Origin of the sequence: Noviherbaspirillum phoenicis (assembly GCF_047237965.1) — a bacterium.
Classification (GTDB): Bacteria; Pseudomonadota; Gammaproteobacteria; order Burkholderiales; family Burkholderiaceae_D; genus Noviherbaspirillum_A.
Window position 1 is genome coordinate 577,906 of sequence record NZ_JBDFLX010000003.1, and the last position, 15,011, is coordinate 592,916.

At 62.6% G+C, this 15,011-nt stretch carries 17 protein-coding genes; 11 read left to right on the forward strand and 6 right to left on the reverse strand.

Features of this window, described 5'->3' with window-relative positions:
* Nucleotides 1–10: 10 nt before the first annotated feature.
* The gene (locus ABC383_RS24830; protein WP_413018212.1) at nucleotides 11–175 is read right to left on the reverse strand and encodes a hypothetical protein; all 165 of its coding nucleotides are present in this window, start codon (nucleotides 173–175) and stop codon (nucleotides 11–13) included.
* 295 nt (nucleotides 176–470) lie between these two features.
* On the opposite strand from ABC383_RS24830, the gene ABC383_RS24835 reads away from it, so the two are divergent.
* Nucleotides 471–800 (forward strand): DUF190 domain-containing protein, encoded by a 330-nt coding sequence (locus ABC383_RS24835; RefSeq protein WP_413018491.1) that lies wholly within the window; start codon nucleotides 471–473, stop codon nucleotides 798–800.
* A 102-nt stretch (nucleotides 801–902) separates the two neighbouring features.
* Here the strand turns inward: ABC383_RS24835 and ABC383_RS24840 are convergent, their stop codons facing one another.
* Nucleotides 903–2,432 carry a cryptochrome/photolyase family protein gene (locus ABC383_RS24840; protein WP_413018214.1) on the reverse strand — a complete coding sequence of 510 codons (1,530 nt, stop codon included), beginning with the start codon at nucleotides 2,430–2,432 and terminating at the stop codon, nucleotides 903–905.
* Between ABC383_RS24840 and ABC383_RS24845 the strand changes: the two genes are divergently transcribed.
* From ABC383_RS24845 to ABC383_RS24860, 4 genes are all read left to right on the forward strand, one after another.
* Nucleotides 2,385–2,687, forward strand: a complete 303-nt coding sequence (locus ABC383_RS24845) for a hypothetical protein (RefSeq protein WP_413018216.1) — start codon at nucleotides 2,385–2,387, stop codon at nucleotides 2,685–2,687. The genes ABC383_RS24840 and ABC383_RS24845 overlap by 48 nt on opposite strands.
* A 314-nt stretch (nucleotides 2,688–3,001) precedes the next feature.
* A complete protein-coding gene (locus ABC383_RS24850; RefSeq protein WP_413018217.1) occupies nucleotides 3,002–4,072 on the forward strand; it encodes a hypothetical protein in 1,071 nt (356 codons plus the stop codon).
* 187 nt (nucleotides 4,073–4,259) lie between these two features.
* Nucleotides 4,260–4,628, forward strand: a complete 369-nt coding sequence (locus tag ABC383_RS24855; RefSeq protein ID WP_413018219.1) for a hypothetical protein — start codon at nucleotides 4,260–4,262, stop codon at nucleotides 4,626–4,628.
* 508 nt (nucleotides 4,629–5,136) lie between these two features.
* Nucleotides 5,137–8,118, forward strand: coding sequence for a sensor domain-containing protein (locus ABC383_RS24860; protein ID WP_413018221.1), 2,982 nt, complete (start codon nucleotides 5,137–5,139; stop codon nucleotides 8,116–8,118).
* A 31-nt stretch (nucleotides 8,119–8,149) separates the two neighbouring features.
* Here the strand turns inward: ABC383_RS24860 and ABC383_RS24865 are convergent, their stop codons facing one another.
* A complete protein-coding gene (locus tag ABC383_RS24865) occupies nucleotides 8,150–8,341 on the reverse strand; it encodes a hypothetical protein (RefSeq protein ID WP_413018223.1) in 192 nt (63 codons plus the stop codon).
* Nucleotides 8,342–8,479: 138 nt separating this feature from the next.
* Between ABC383_RS24865 and ABC383_RS24870 the strand changes: the two genes are divergently transcribed.
* Nucleotides 8,480–8,704: a hypothetical protein gene (locus tag ABC383_RS24870; protein WP_413018224.1), complete on the forward strand. Its 225-nt coding sequence runs from the start codon at nucleotides 8,480–8,482 to the stop codon at nucleotides 8,702–8,704.
* Nucleotides 8,705–8,916: 212 nt separating this feature from the next.
* On the forward strand, nucleotides 8,917–9,885 hold the full coding sequence (locus ABC383_RS24875; RefSeq protein WP_413018226.1) for a Bug family tripartite tricarboxylate transporter substrate binding protein: 969 nt from the start codon (nucleotides 8,917–8,919) through the stop codon (nucleotides 9,883–9,885).
* A gap of 6 nt (nucleotides 9,886–9,891) precedes the next feature.
* Here the strand turns inward: ABC383_RS24875 and ABC383_RS24880 are convergent, their stop codons facing one another.
* From ABC383_RS24880 to ABC383_RS24890, 3 genes are all read right to left on the reverse strand, one after another.
* A complete protein-coding gene (locus ABC383_RS24880) occupies nucleotides 9,892–10,554 on the reverse strand; it encodes a transglycosylase SLT domain-containing protein (protein ID WP_413018228.1) in 663 nt (220 codons plus the stop codon).
* A 489-nt stretch (nucleotides 10,555–11,043) separates the two neighbouring features.
* Nucleotides 11,044–11,346, reverse strand: a complete 303-nt coding sequence (locus tag ABC383_RS24885; RefSeq protein ID WP_413018229.1) for a hypothetical protein — start codon at nucleotides 11,344–11,346, stop codon at nucleotides 11,044–11,046.
* 275 nt (nucleotides 11,347–11,621) lie between these two features.
* Complete coding sequence (locus ABC383_RS24890; RefSeq protein WP_413018231.1) at nucleotides 11,622–11,966, reverse strand: hypothetical protein; 345 nt, start codon at nucleotides 11,964–11,966, stop codon at nucleotides 11,622–11,624.
* Nucleotides 11,967–12,004: 38 nt separating this feature from the next.
* Between ABC383_RS24890 and ABC383_RS24895 the strand changes: the two genes are divergently transcribed.
* The 4 genes from ABC383_RS24895 (at nucleotide 12,005) to ABC383_RS24910 (ending at nucleotide 15,008) form a co-directional block, all read left to right on the forward strand.
* Entirely contained in the window at nucleotides 12,005–12,712 is a 708-nt protein-coding gene (locus tag ABC383_RS24895; protein WP_413018232.1) for an RNA polymerase sigma factor, read from the forward strand.
* Nucleotides 12,713–12,858: 146 nt separating this feature from the next.
* On the forward strand, nucleotides 12,859–13,380 hold the full coding sequence (locus ABC383_RS24900; protein WP_413018234.1) for a DUF4142 domain-containing protein: 522 nt from the start codon (nucleotides 12,859–12,861) through the stop codon (nucleotides 13,378–13,380).
* Between the two features lie 8 nt (nucleotides 13,381–13,388).
* A complete protein-coding gene (locus tag ABC383_RS24905; RefSeq protein WP_413018236.1) occupies nucleotides 13,389–13,748 on the forward strand; it encodes a cupredoxin domain-containing protein in 360 nt (119 codons plus the stop codon).
* A 312-nt stretch (nucleotides 13,749–14,060) separates the two neighbouring features.
* On the forward strand, nucleotides 14,061–15,008 hold the full coding sequence (locus ABC383_RS24910) for a GGDEF domain-containing protein (RefSeq protein WP_413018238.1): 948 nt from the start codon (nucleotides 14,061–14,063) through the stop codon (nucleotides 15,006–15,008).
* The last annotated feature ends 3 nt before the right edge of the window (nucleotides 15,009–15,011 follow it).

Here is a 15,011-nt window from a genome sequence, read left to right on the forward strand (position 1 = left end):
CTTCCGTTGCCTAGCGACTGTAGTCGCCGGCGGAGCCGACATCGTTGGCATCGCCGCCCGGGTTGGAATTTTCATTGCCCGCAGGGGCTTCCTTGTCATTCTCCTGGGCCGGAGCCGGTTTTCCCGCCTTCTTCTCGATCTCGTCATTGCTGGTGGATTGTGGGCTTGCTTGCATGGCATGTCCTTTTAGCGCTCAACAGTGGATCGGGCACGCTTGCCCGGTTCGTTGGAGTGGACGGCGCAAGGAAAATTCACCGGCGAGGCGCATCTTTGTGGAAGTCTGTCCTTGCCGGGACATGAAGGCGCAACCCGACGGTTCCGGATTCGCTTGTGCCACAGGTTGCATGGATGATTGGAAAAGGAACCAGGCTGCATTCGAGCGGGTCAATCGTGAACGCCCAAGCAAGCTGCAAACCTTCAGCGCCGAGGGCGCGGAGGGCGTCAATGAAACAGGCTTCAGGAGCAAGCTCATGAAAGGGTATCAGATCACGTTTTTTACGCAGCAGAACCGCCGCTTCGACTACAAGCCATTGTCCGAGTGGCTCTTGTATACGGCGAAAAGCCTGGGTTTGCGTGGCGCCACGATTGTGCCGGCAAGCGAGGGCTTTGGCCGGCATCAACAAATCCATTCCGCCCATTTCTTCGAACTGGCTGATCAACCGCAGGAAGTGGTGATGGCTGTGACCGATGAGGAGGCAGCGCGCCTTTTTGCCCATCTGGAAGCGCTGAAGATCCAGATCTTCTACATCAAGACGCCGGCTGAGTTCGGCATTACCGGCGAGGCAGCCGACGACGCATAGCGTGTAAGCACCGCGTTTTCCGCAGCCGCGCGTATCGAGAGCGTTTTTGCCGGAAGGCGCGTGCCATTCCATGGCTTGGGCTGAACGGTTACCGAACGCCGCCTATAGCGCGTCAAGTCCGGCGCGAACAGCGTCAGCCCTCTCGCGCACGGCCAGCAAGTCGGCCGGGCTCATCCCGGCCAACTGGCGGTAGACCATGCCCAGTCGCGGATTGGCCGACAGCCTCTCGCCATGGCGCGAGAAAAAATCCCAGTACAAGGCATTGAATGGACAAGCCTGCTCTCCCACGCGGGCCTTCCGGTCGTATTCGCAGCCCTTGCAGTAGTCGCTCATGCGGTCGATGTAGGCCGCGCTTGACACATAGGGCTTGGTTGCCAGCCGGCCGCCGTCGGCGAACTGGCTCATGCCCAGCGTGTTGGGCAATTCCACCCATTCGAAGGCGTCGATGTAGACGCCCAGGTACCAGAGATGCACCGCCTTCGGATCAAGGCCGGCCAGCAGCGCGAAATTACCGATGATCATCAGGCGCTGGATGTGATGCGCGTAAGCGTGCTCCAGCGACTGGCCGATGGCATGCGCAACGCAGCGCATCCTGGTCTCGCCGGTCCAGAACCAGGATGGCAGCGGCCGCTGGTGGCCGAACCAGTTCTGCGTGGCAAAGGCCGGCATCCTGGCCCAGTACACGCCGCGGACATATTCGCGCCAGCCGATGATCTGGCGTATGAAGCCTTCCGCCGCAGGCAGCGGCGCCGCGCCGGCCCGGCAGGCTTCCTCGGCCCTGCCGACCACCTCGCGCGGATTGAGCATCTTGGTATTGAGCGCGAATGACAGCAGCGAGTGAAAGAGGCGCCAGGCGCGGTAGGTCAGCGCATCCTGGAAGTCGCCGAAGTGGGGCAGGCCTTCATCGATAAAATGGTCAAGCTGCTGCAAGGCCTCGGCCCGGTTCAGCGGCCAGCGAAAGCGTGCTGCGCTCGGCTCGCCAAAACTGGCGATGCCGGCCTGCTGAATGCACTCCCAGAGCGCCGAGTGGTCATGCTCGCAGCGAATGTCGGCAGGCTCCCGCGGCAGGCCGGGCCAAGGCTTGCGATTGTCCTGGTCGAAGTTCCACTGTCCGCCGAGCGGCTTGCCGGAAGCCGTCATCAGCACGCCGTGACGGCTGCGCATCTGGCGATAGAAGTGCTCCATCAGCCATTGCCCGCGATCGTCGAAAAACGATGCCGCCTCGTCCCGGCGGGTGTAGAAATGCTCGCTGTCGACCATTCGGCCGGGAATGCCGAGCTGGCCGAGATAGTTGGCAAGCTGACTGTCAAGCCGCCACTCATCCGGTGCCTGGTACTCGAAAACGGTGGCGTGATAGCCGGCGATCAGCTTGTCAAGGTTGACTGGCAGCGACTGACGATTGGCCGGGTCGTCGATCGCCAGATAATGCACGCGGTGGCCCGAGGCGGTCAGGTGCCGGGCGAAGTCGCGCATGGCGGCGAAGATGGCAAGGATCTTCTGGGCGTGATGCAGCACGTAGTCGGTTTCCTGGCGCACCTCCATCAGCACGTACACCACATTGCTGTCGCATCCGGAGAACCAGCTGTGTTCCGGATTGAGCTGATCGCCGAGGATGAGGCGGAGCATGGTCATGGATTTTTCTTTCGCAATGCAGGCATGTTGGCTTGCCAGCCGGCCGCGGCATCCCTGGCAATGGATGCGCTTAATGGACCGGATCTGGGGAAATACGGCCCGCCCGGGGCCGCCGGCAGCATGATATCGCCCCGGTCAGCTTACGGCATCGTCGGCAGGCTGCTAACACCAACATTTCCCGGCGCCGACGACGGCAGCAAATGCGGTATTGGCGATTCGGTCGCGCTGGCTTCCATTGCTGTCCTGGGCGCGTGAAACGCGGATCGCCGTCAGTACGTTTCGTTTCAGGCAGCAAGGCGGTAAAGGTCGCCGGCTTGCTTTTGCGTCGGTTGATGCGGATGGGCACGCGCTGGTAGCGGCGTGCATCCGGACCGGGCTTGCGCTCCGGTCTTGACACAAAGTTGCCACTTGAAAAAAATTTCCTTACCTCAAGGAACCTTTCTATGAGGAAATAATCAGACCTGGCTCAACCACCCGAAACAGGCCTGTGCAGGCCAGCGGATCAAGCAATGATGGCAAGTCTCAGATCTCCGGCAATTGATGCATCGTTCCATGCTGTCGAATTTGCCATGCGTCGCTGGCCCGGCAGTGTGCTGCGGCTTGTCGTTCCTGTAACGCTGGCGAGCCTTTCCTTCTCAGCCGGCGCGGCTGTCAGTCCCGAGCCGGCCTACGAGATGGGCAGGGAACCGCCGTCGCTCCCTGGCGAGGAGCGCGCCAATCCCAGGGGTGCGGTCGCCGTGGATGCCGGCAACATCACCATACGCGACCATGCGCCTCACAACACCCTCGGGGTGCGCCTGGATGGCTATACCGCGATCAGGCCGTCGGTCGCCGTCGAGAATGGCTGGCTGTTGAGAAGCGATCTCGGCGTGGGCGGCGCCTACAAGTTTCGCAACGACTATGCCGACCTGCTGTTCAATGGCGTCTATGCGCCGAGAAGGGACGTGCGCATACAGTTGTCGGTCTCCCAGCTGCGCAGCGGCGAGGGGTTTGCCGTGCCGCAGAGCCGCGACCTGATTACCGTCCTGCAGACCAGCTACGTGGCCAGCATCAGGAAGCTGTGGGACAAGAGCCGGGTGCTGCCGGAAACCGGCATGTCTGTTTTTACCGCCCGGGCGGCCGACCCGGGCAAACGCGACACGGGCACGCAGCAACTGGAAACGGGCACCCTTGCCGGCTACATGCTCAATGTCGCGGCAAGGCCGGCCTACCATTCCAAAATCGAGCTCGGCTACAGGTCGCAAAGCATCGCCTACGATCATCCGATGATTGATGTGCTGCGCGAAAAGCAAGCGGTGCGCAGCATCGATTATTCCCGCCAGTTCGACGACTGCAGCCGGATCAACGGCCGCTTCAGCACCGGCGCAGGCGCCAACCAGGTCAACCTGCAGTTCGAGCGGCGCGGCTTCAGCATCGGGCTGATGCAGTCCAGGACGCCACAGGGTACGGACAATATGATACGGGTCGGCTATTCGCAGCCACTCGGCAGCGACGGCCCCAGATATGCCTCGTGCACGGGCAAGCCGATCGCGCCCACCGGGCTGCAGGCGCTGGTCGATTCGACCATCTCGCGCTCGCCCTTTCTGCCGAGTCAGCCGGTCGCGCGCTTTGCGGCGTTGAAAACCGCCAGTCTCCACTGAGGGCAGGCCGGCTGTCCGACGCCAGTCCTGCGATGCGCAGGAAGGCGCGCATTGCGCGGCCGGAGGCGCCCGCCGCAAGCCCATGCCTGCTGGCCCGACGGGATCAATGACTGGGCAGGTCTTTGCTGATAGAGTCGCCGCCAGCGCGGCGCAGTTGCCGGCAACCACTTTACCGAAAGAAAGCGACATGCCTATCAAGCTTCATTCGATCGTCTTCTGCATGGGAATCGCAGCACTGTCCCAGATCGCCGTGGCCGCCGGTGCCGCGGCCGAAAAACCGCCAGCCGCGCAAGAGCATGCCGAACAGGAAGCCAAGCCAGGCAAGCCACGCAACAACGCGGAAAAAAAAGGGCTGCGGCCGCAAAGCGCACCGGCCCAGAACAGCCTTGAACAGGACCTGGCCACCATCAGCGCGCAGGCGGATGCCGCGGCGGCGGCCTGCGCCAGCCAGCCTGGCGACAGCCAGCAGGCGTGCAGGAAACAGGTCAGTGCGGACCGGGAGCGCGCTGCGTCAGCCATACGAAGGAAGCATGAACAGGCTGGTCGCAAGGACTGATTGCCCGCACGAGACAGGGCCGCGCAGCCTGCGTCCAGCCTGGCTGGCCTGAATAGATGTGCCGCATGGATGGATCACCCACCCGGACAATGCGTCCCAAGGGGGTAAAACCTTCCACGTTCCATGCGGCCGCATGCCGCGCCGGTCGGCGCCGGCATGCGAACTGCCACTGATGCAAACGGTTTCTGCGCTGAAATTCCCGCCTTAAAGCGATTTCCATGAGATCGCGGGGAGCACGACGCCAGCCGGAAACGGTCGGCCGCGGCTTTGATGGCCTTCCGCCCGCGGCGTGATGTCAATTTCACATACCCCAGGTCGAGCACGCATACGTCATCCGGTGAAGCGCATGTTCTTTGTTGCAACACAGGAACCGGCGTCCATAGTAGGATAGATTTGCCTTTAACCGGACTATCACTGTTTCACGCTAACCAAGTTTCGATCCAGTAATTGCAACGGTCTTCTTTGTTGCAAGTGACCCGAACGCACGACAGGATGGGGCAAATCAGGAATGGACAAGATTTTCCAGGACGACTCCGAAGCAGTGCATCCTTCTCGCCCGGCACGTGCCAACCCGGAACCATCGGCCGATGAAGCACGTCATGCTCCAGCCGTCTTCATCCTCAATGCCCGCCTTGAATTCTGCGGCTTCAACGCTGCTTTCCACCGGACCTTCGGCAATCTCTGCGGCAGGGCGCCACTTCTCCACGAACCGGTCTCGGTCCTTCCGTTCCATGCGACGAATTTAGCCGGCGACGAGCAGACCATCGAGTCGTTGTGCCGGAACGCGCTGGACGGCAGCCTGCTGCGGGCGCAGGGCATGTTGCGCCTGGCGGAAGGCGACGTCCGCTGCTGCCTCGAATTCATCGCCGCCTACGATCCATGTGGCAATCCGGCCACGCTGGTGGTCACCATGCTCGACATCGCCGCCAGGGACAATGCCGCGCCCTTGGCCGGCGTGCGCGACGCTGGCGGCGCGTCATGGGAAAAGCCAGGCCACGATCCCGGCGGCATCAGCGCACAGGAGTTCCAGACGACCTTCAACCTGGCGGCGGTGGGCATTGCCCATGTCGGGCTGGATGGCCAATGGCTGCGGGTGAACCGGCAGATGTGCGACATGCTGGGCTATACCCGCGAGGAACTGCTGGCAAGCACCTTCCGCGCGGTCAGCTATGGGGAAGACCTGGACAAGGACGACGCCTTGTTGCAGGAAGCGCTGGACGGCAAGCGCAGTGCCTATACGGTGGAAAAGCGTTATGTGCGAAAGGACGGCAGCCTGACCTGGGCGCATCTGGCGGTATCGCTGCTGCGGGACCAGGCGGGCCACCCCAAATACTTCATTTCCGTGGTCAGCGATCTGAATGCGCAAAAAAAGGCCGCAGCCGAACTCGAACAGAGCCGGGCCCGGATGAAGGCCATTTTCGACAGCCTGAACGAAGCCGTGTTTGTCTTCGAAGCCAACGGCCGCCTGGTCGACGCGACGCCGACCGGTCTCAAGATGTTTGGCTACCGCGACCTGAAGGAAGTCATTGCCAGCCTGGGCAGGATCACCAGCGTGTTCGATGCCTACACGCTGGATGGCCGGGCGCTCCCCCCGGATGAATGGCCGGTGTTTCGCGTACTGCGCGGCGAAACCATCACCAATGTCGAGCTGGAGCTGCGGCGGCGCGACAATGGGCGCAGATGGTTCGCCAGCTTCAGCGGCAGCCACACGGCCGTCCTGCATGAGGCGGCGCAGCTGTGCGTGCTCACCGTGCGCAACGTCACCAAGCGCCATTTTGCCGAGACGGCGCTGCGCGTGAGCGAGCAGCGCTTTCGCACCGCCTTCGACAACATCCCCGATGTGGTCGCGATCTACGATAGCGAATTTCGCATCCGCTACGTCAACCACGCACTGACCAGGCTGACCCAGCGGCCCGCTTCCTCCTACATCGGGCGGCGCGACAGCGACATCGCCGCGCCTGGCCTGGTGGCCTTGTGGCGACCGCTGCTGCATATGGCGCGCACCACCTCGTCGGTTCAGACCAGCGACCTTGAATACCCTTCCGCCAAGGGCACCCGCTATGTGATCGCCACCAGCGTGCCGCTGCTCAATGCGTCCGGCGCGGTGGAGGAAGTGATGTGCATCTTCCATGACTTCACCGAGCGCAAGCTGGCGGAGGACAAGGCGCGCCAGGCCGCGCTGCACGACCCGTTGACCAACCTGCCCAACCGCGCCCTGCTGTTCGAGTACGCGCCGCATGTGCTGGGCGGCGCGCGACGCATGCATGAAAGCGTGGCGTTCATGTTCGTCGACCTCGACCGCTTCAAGCCCATCAATGACATCCACGGGCATGAGACGGGCGACGAGGTGCTGCGCCAGGTGGCGCAGCGCTTTGCCGACAACGTGCGCGAGGAAGACATGGTGTTCCGGCTGGGCGGCGATGAATTCCTGATCCTGCTGCCGCGCATCAAGGACGTCAGCGTGGCCAGCGAGCTGGCGCTGCATATCCTTGAGATGCTGCACCGGCCTTACCAAGTAGGTCATCTCGAACTGACGCTGTCCGGTTCCCTGGGCATCAGCCTTTATCCCAGTGACGGCAGGGAGATCGACGCCCTGATCAATCATGCCGATGCCGCCATGTACCACGCCAAGCAACTCGGCCGCAACGGCTACCAGTTCTATTCCCCGGAGATGTCGGAGCAGACCGAGGGGCAGTCGGTGATTGAGCAGCAACTCAGGCAGGCCATCGCGCATAACGAGTTCCGACTGTTCTACCAGCCGGTGGTGGATGTGCTCTCGGGAGACGTGATGAGCGTGGAGGCGCTCATCCGCTGGCCGGGAAAGAGCGCAGGGCCCAGCCGCTTCGTGCCGATCGCGGAAGCGAGCGGACTGATAGGCCCGGTGGGTGAATGGGTGTTCTCGGAGGCATGCCGGCAATACCTGCGCTGGAAGCGTAACGGCCTCCCCGTGGTGCCGATCGCGGTCAATGTGTCGTCGGTGCAATTCAAGCGCAAGGGGCTCGTGGATTACCTGGTCAGAATGCTTGCCGCCCATGGCCTGACGAGCGCCGCGATCCAGGTGGAGCTGACCGAGACCGCGCTGATGGACGACATCGAGCATGCGGTCAGGGTGCTGGGCGCACTCAAGGAACTGGGCATCAGGATTTCACTCGATGATTTCGGCACCGGGTATTCCAGCCTCAGCTATCTGAGCCGGCTGCCGCTGGACAAGATCAAGATAGACCAGGCCTTCGTGCAGCGCATCGAGACCGATACCGCCGGCCGCGCCATCACCGACGCCATTATTGCGCTGGGAAGAACGCTGGGCCTGGAAATCGTGGCCGAAGGCATCGAGTCGGAAGCGGTGCTGACTTACCTGCGCAAGCAGGGTTGCCATCAGGCGCAAGGCTTCCACGTATGCAATCCGCTGTCCGGCGACGAGTTTGCCGCCTGGTACCAGGACCACCTGCAACGGCGCGCCGGCCCGGCCTCTTCCGAGGATGCTAGCTGACGTGCAGAACGGACCGGACAGCGCCTGCCTGTCAGCGCCACCAGGAGCGGCCGTCGGACCGCATGCCGTAGCCGGGACAGTCTCCCGGTCGGTATGGCTGATAGGAGCGCATGGCTTCGCAAAGATTGCGCGAGGACTGCTCTTGGGCGGCGGCGCCGTCCGTGCGCATGCCCGAGCAGGCGACGCATGACAGGCTCAACAGGATCACGCTGGCGGTTTCCATTGCTCCATCCTTTCGTTGCGGGCAGTCGTCGAGCGAATGTGCCATTTACATGGCCGACAAGGAAGCCATGCGTTGGTTCCCTGCGCCTTGATGCCCCGTCCCGGCCACCAGTTGCATGCCCCCCATTTTGTACTAAGCTTGGACAAGGTCAGCAACCGGGGTACGGCCATGTTTGTTGAAGTCGCCAAAGACGTGCACCTCAATCTGCGCTACGTCGTTCATTACGAGGTCTTCGATAACGGCCCCTATGGCCGTTATGCCCGCTTCCATACCGTGGATGGCAAGGTGGTGGATTCGGATGCAACGGTGATCACCGTTGAAACCATTCAAAGCCATATGCAGGGCCATGTGAGCAGCTGGTGACGGACCGGAACACAAGGCAGCGTAATCCATGACAGGCAGCCGGGGTTGCCCGGTGACGGATTGCGGCCGGCGCAAATGGCTTGCTGCAAACCATGCCGGAGGATGGAAGACGGATGCGCGGTAGGCCCCTGCAATGATAGGATGTGCCGACAAAAAAGGAGACAACCGATGCATGCAGCCTATCCCGCCAACATTTCATCCACGGAGCAACCATGACCACACGGCGCCAATTCCTGGCTGCCCTTGCGGCAACTTCTGCGGCAAGCGCCTGGGCACAAGCGCCCGGATCCGGCAAGCCGATCCGGCTGGTCGTGCCTTTTCCCGCAGGCGGCGCGACTGACGCGTTTGCGCGCGCCATCTCTCAGAAGCTTGGCGAGCGCCTGGGCACGGCGGTGATCGTCGACAACAAGCCCGGCGCGGGTGGCTCGATCGGCTCGGATGCGGCCGCCAAGGCCGCGCCCGACGGCGACACGCTGTTGCTGGCGACGTCGAGCACGCATTCCATCGGCCCCAGCTTCGCCAATGCCAGGCTGCCCTATGACGCCGCAAAGGACTTCACGCCGATTGTCCATCTCGGCAATTCACCCAATATCGTGCTGGTGCCCAACAGCTCGCCGGCAAAGACGATGAAGGAATGGGTGGACTATGCGCGCAAGAATCCCGGCAAGCTCAACTATGGCAGCAGCGGCAATGGCACCATCGTGCACATCAGCACCGAATATCTGCTGTCCATGGCCGGCCTGAGCCTGGTGCACATACCCTATCGCGGCACGGGACTGTCGATTCCCGACCTCGCCAGCGGCAAGCTCGACCTGCTGGTGGACTCGCTGACCAGCGGCCTGCCGCATGTGCGCAGCGGCCGCCTGCGCGGCCTGGCCATCACCTCGCTGCAGCGCTCGCCGCTGGTGCCGGAACTGCCGCCGGTAGCCGACACCATACCGGGTTATGAAGCCATCACCTGGTTTGGCCTGTATGGTCCCAAAAACCTGCCCGGACCAGTGGTCACGAAAATCAATGCCGCCGTCAATCAGGTGCTGAAGGACAAGGAAGTGATGGATGCCTTTGCCCGCCTGGGCATCGAGCCGGCTGGAGGCACGCCGCAGCAGTTCGCCAGCATGGTCGAGGCCGATCGCGCCAAATGGAAGAAGATCATCGACGAACGAAAGATCACCAACGAGTAAGCCGCCTCAGACACAGGATCCGTAAGGCATGGCCACCCTGCGGAAGTCTTCCCGCATCGACAGCACCTTGCGTGCATAGCGATGCGAGGTGTCGCTCCGGGCGCCGTTGTATGCCTGCAGCGCCTTGACCGGCGAGCCATATTGTTTCTCGTACGCCTTGTAGATCCTGATGCCAGCGGTGACGTTGAGCTTGACCCCGGCCGTCAGCAGCCGCTGCACGATCCTGGGATTGCGTTCGCGCACCCCGATTTCCTGCAGCAATGCCTGATGGCTGGGCGCATGGATCTGCATCAGTCCTGCCGCACCATAACTGCTTTCCGCCTTGTGATTGAAGCTCGATTCATTGGCGATGATGCCCAGCGCAAGAAAGGGGTCCATGTCGTTTTCGCGGCTGACCGTAATCGTCGTGTTGACGATTTTCTGCGCCAGAGAGGCAGGAACCCTGTAGGTGCCTTCCACATGCGCGACCAGCTGCTTCCTCGTGTCAGGATGGTTTGCGAGATCGCTTTCGGCACTCGCCGATGGGTCGCTGGCGCAGGCGGCCTGGGGATGCTCCGTGGCGACAGCGTTCGCCTGCTGCCCCGCGCCGGCGTCAAGCTGATGCGCGGCATGGGCGTCCGCCTGCCTACTCGCCTCGGATGGCTGGGACAGGAAATGGGAAACCGACAATGCCAGCGCACACAAACCCGCGCATCCGAAAGTACTGCTGGAAAGCACCTGCTTCTGGACAGAAAGATCAACGCTTGCAAATGCCTGATGCCAAGTGTGGCTGGTGGAATTGTGCATGACGGATATCCCCGGTTATCGACAGACGATGACCATCCTTGGATGGCTCCAATATTCCTTCAGGAAAGCAGAATTAAGGCTTCAAACGGGCAGCCTGCCCCGGTCCGCGCCACCTTTAAGGCAGCGGGAAATTAAGGATGGGCGAGGTGCCGTGATTGCTTGCCCTGGATAGATTCATGTGCGATGGGCTAGTTCGGGCTGAAGCGACAAGGTTTGTTCCCACGCATTTGTCGACATCGGCGTTTAACCGGCTTTACGCGGCTGCGGCGGCGTCGATGTGCCTAAGGGAAAAGGCAAGGTCTCGCATACCCGACGCTGAAAAGCGTATGGCGCTGCCGGAACGCCTGCATGCGTGGCAGAGCAGAAGCGGCATTACAGGGATTCCAGATACTGTGCCAGGTCGGCCACCGCCGCCTCATTCAGTTCCAAAAACTGCTTCTCGTTATAGGCCCGAACCGCCTGCTCGGCGCTTGCCGCGCTGCCATTATGGAAATAGGGCGGATGCTGCCACAGGCCATGCAGCGGCGCCGTGCGACATTGCCGGTTGCGCTGCGGGAAGCATAGCTCGGCGCGCCATTTGGTTCCGGTTCGCTTGCGACTGCAGACGGAAGATGCAGGGTTGAACTGGCATCCGTCATTTGCGGGTCGGCGTGGCAGGTGACGCAGGTGACGCACCTGCCGGCGCCTTCGAACAGCAGCTTGCCTCGCGCCGCGGCATTGGCGTCGAAGCTTCCGGGCGGAGGCGGCGGGTTCAGGCTCAGCTGATAGGCCCGCAATGCAGGCAGCCTCGCCGTGATCTGGTCATCGCTGCCATTGGTGACGTCCACGCCAATGCGGGGATCGCTGAAGCTGCCATGCCCGCCCATCCGGGCTACGCCGACATGGCGGTTCCAGTATGAAACATCGTCGCCGTCGCCGGTGCCGGTGATGCGATGGATGTCGTGCAGGCCTTAGGCAGGGGGGACGACCTGTGGGCCGTTCTTGGCATCGAGATTGAAGCGGGGGGCGTACCTGCCCTTGCCCCAGGACTTGTACACCGCCTTCATCGTCGCGCTCAACGCCGGCGACAGTGCAATGACGGCGCCGGCATCGAGGTCGCGGTTCGGCCAGCCATCGAGCCGCCTGCCGATGCCGGGCGCGGAGGAATTGTCCACGGTGGAGTGACATAAGGCGCAGGTAATGCCGACCCGCGTCAGCACATCGTCGCCGTTGATCACCAGGACCGTGCGCTGGATGTTGACTACCGCGTCACGGTGAACGGGAACGGCGGACGAGCATGCATCATCCAATGTCATGACCACACCGAAATCTGCCCTTTTTGCGGAGAACGTCCATGCCAGGCAGCGCACTGAAGAAGGACAGCGAGCCGCTATCGGACGGCGATATCGTGCGCGGGATTGCGGCGGGAGACAGGCAGGCATTCGCGCTGCTGATGCGGCGCCATAACAGGCCGCTGTACCGCACGGCGCGCAGCATCCTCAGGGACGACACCGAGGCCCAGGATGCATTGCAGGAGGCCTACTTGCTGGCTTTCCGCAACATCGGGAAATTTCGCGGGGAATCCAGCCTGTCTACCTGGCTCACCCGCATTGTCGTCAACAGTGCAATCGCACGATCGCGCAAGATAAGCCGTCGCGCGGAAGTCATCGAGATCGGCGCCGACCCTGACCACCACAAGGACACCGCCGAGGCGCCCATGGATTGCCAGGCAAGCGAGCAGCCCGAGCAATCGGCGGAACGCGCCGAGCTGCGGCGCATCATCGAGAAGAAGATAGACGATCTGCCGGAAGCCTTCCGCACCGTCTTCATGCTGCGCGCCGTCGAGGAGATGTCCGTCGAGGACGTGGCTGCCAGCCTGGGTATTCCCGAAGCCACCGTGCGCACGCGCTACTTCCGCGCGAAGGGCCTGCTGCGCGAATCGCTCGCACGCGAGCTCGACTACGCGCTGGAAGGCGCGTTTTCCTTCGACGGCGCACGCTGCGACCGCATTGTGGCCGGCGTCCTGGCCAGGCTGGACGAGGTAAGGCCGAAACCTGGCTGAGCCTGGTGCTGCAGGCAGGAGCCTGACCGCCTGCGGCCCTGTTTTTATTGCTGCCGACGCTAAGCCACAGGCAGCAGGGTCCGGTGCCGGGCGCGCCGGGATGGCATTCATTAATCACAGGATTGTTAACGCAAGGAGATTTCATCATGAAACATATCGCATTGAGCGCGCTCACCATTGTTCTCGGCCTTGCTTCCGGCGCGGCACTTGCCCAGGCGGCGCCGGACGACGCACAGATCGCCGGCATCGTGGTGACTGCAAATACGGTCGATATCGATGCCGGCAAACTCGCGCAACAGCGATCCGGCAATGACAAGGTCAAGCAGTTCGCCCGGCAGATGGTGACCGATCATACCGGGGTCAACAAGCAGGCCAGCGCCCTGGTGGACAAACTGAAGGTCAAGCCCGAGGAGAGCGCCACCAGCAAGAGCCTGAAGGACGCAGGCGCCGCCAACATGAGCAAGCTGAAGGCGCTGAAGGGACGGGACTTCGACAAGGCCTACATCGCCAACGAGGCCAGCTACCACCAGACCGTGATCGACGCGCTGGATGGCACGCTGATACCCAATGCCAAAAACAGCGAACTCAAGGACCTGCTGGTCAAGGTGCGTCCTGCATTCGTGGCTCATCTGGAGCATGCGAAGCAGCTCCAGGCATCGATGCAATGAGGCCGGCCGTGGAGTTTTCATCCATGCCGGCTGCCCTGAAACGGCGGCTTGCCGGCCGGGCGCTGCTGGCCATGCTTATCTGCGCGCCGCTCGGCGCCGCATCCGCGCAGGCCAGCCCAGGTGGCCATGCCGTGTCGATGGAGGCTGTGCGGTTTTCTCCCCCGGTGCTGGAGGTGCGAGTCGGCGACACCATTGAATGGAAGAATGCCGATCCCTTTCCCCATAATGTCACCGCGCGCGACGGCAGCTTCCGGTCCGGCGATATCGGGCCGGGCCAGTCGTGGCGCTTCAGGGCAAACCGGAAAGGCCGGTTTCCCTATTCATGCACGCTGCATCCCGGCATGGAGGCAGTGCTGGCGGTGGAATGATGGCCAGCTGCGATCCCCGGGACCAAGGGTGCAAGGAGATCGAAGGGATCGAAGCAGCCTGCCGCAGCGGGCGGCAGCGGCATGGCGCAGCGACGCGATGAGCTTGCGTTCAACCTGGAACCGGACATCGGCCTGGTCTTGATACGCGCTTGGGCGACAAGGAATCGAATAGTAAAATGCCTGGGCTCCGGGCGGCCGGGGACGGGTTCCGGCCCGGCCCCGCTGAACCGGCAGCATAGCCGTATCGGGTTAAGACGTTTCGACCGGTGTCGGCCCGAACCATGCAACCATACTCTCGCCATCAGCCTGCCCATGACTTCCGCTTCCAGCATGTCGCCTTTCCCGTCGGACGATCCCAATGTGTACCGCACCCTGCTTGAATCCACGCGAGCCATCCCCTGGCGGATTGACTGGAGCACCATGCAGTTCAGCTATATCGGACCGCAAATCGAGAAGGTGCTGGGCTGGAGCCAGGCGAGCTGGGTTTCCGTGAACGACTGGGCAGATCGCATCCATGAGGAAGACCGGCAGAAGACCGTCGACTTCTGCGTGGCGCAGTCGCAGCAGGGCGTCGACCATGAGGCGGATTACCGGGCGCTGACGCAGGACGGCGACTATGTATGGATCCGCGACGTGGTGCATGTCGTGCGCCGGCCGGACGGCAGCGTGGACTCCCTGGTGGGCTTTATGTTCGATATTACCGAGCGCAAGAAGGCCGAGGACAAGATCCTGCAACTGCAGGAAGAACTCCGTGCCTTGTCCTACCAGGACAGCCTGACCGGCCTCGCGAACCGCCGCATGTTCGACATGCTGTTCGAAGTGGAGTGGGCCAAGGCGCGCGCCACCCGCCATCCGCTTTCCCTTGTGTTGATCGACATCGATTTCTTCAAGCAGTACAACGATCATTACGGCCATCCGCAAGGCGACGAATGCCTCAAGCGGGTAGCGCGCGTGCTCGACACGGTGGCGCAGCGGGCACGCGACCTTTGCGCCCGCCTGGGCGGCGAAGAGTTTGCCCTGCTGCTGCCCGAGACCGACGAGGCGACTGCGTTCCGGATCGCGAGCCGCTGCCGCGCGCTGCTGTCGCGCGAAGCCATTCCCCACCCGGGATCGGCGATTGCCGACGTGCTGACGGTCAGCATCGGCGTGGCCACAATCGTGCCGGGTTCGCAGGACAGTCCCGCCGGACTGATGGCACAGGCCGACCGGCGCCTGTATCAGGCAAAGTCGGCCGGACGCAACTGCATCCAGAACATGTGATGT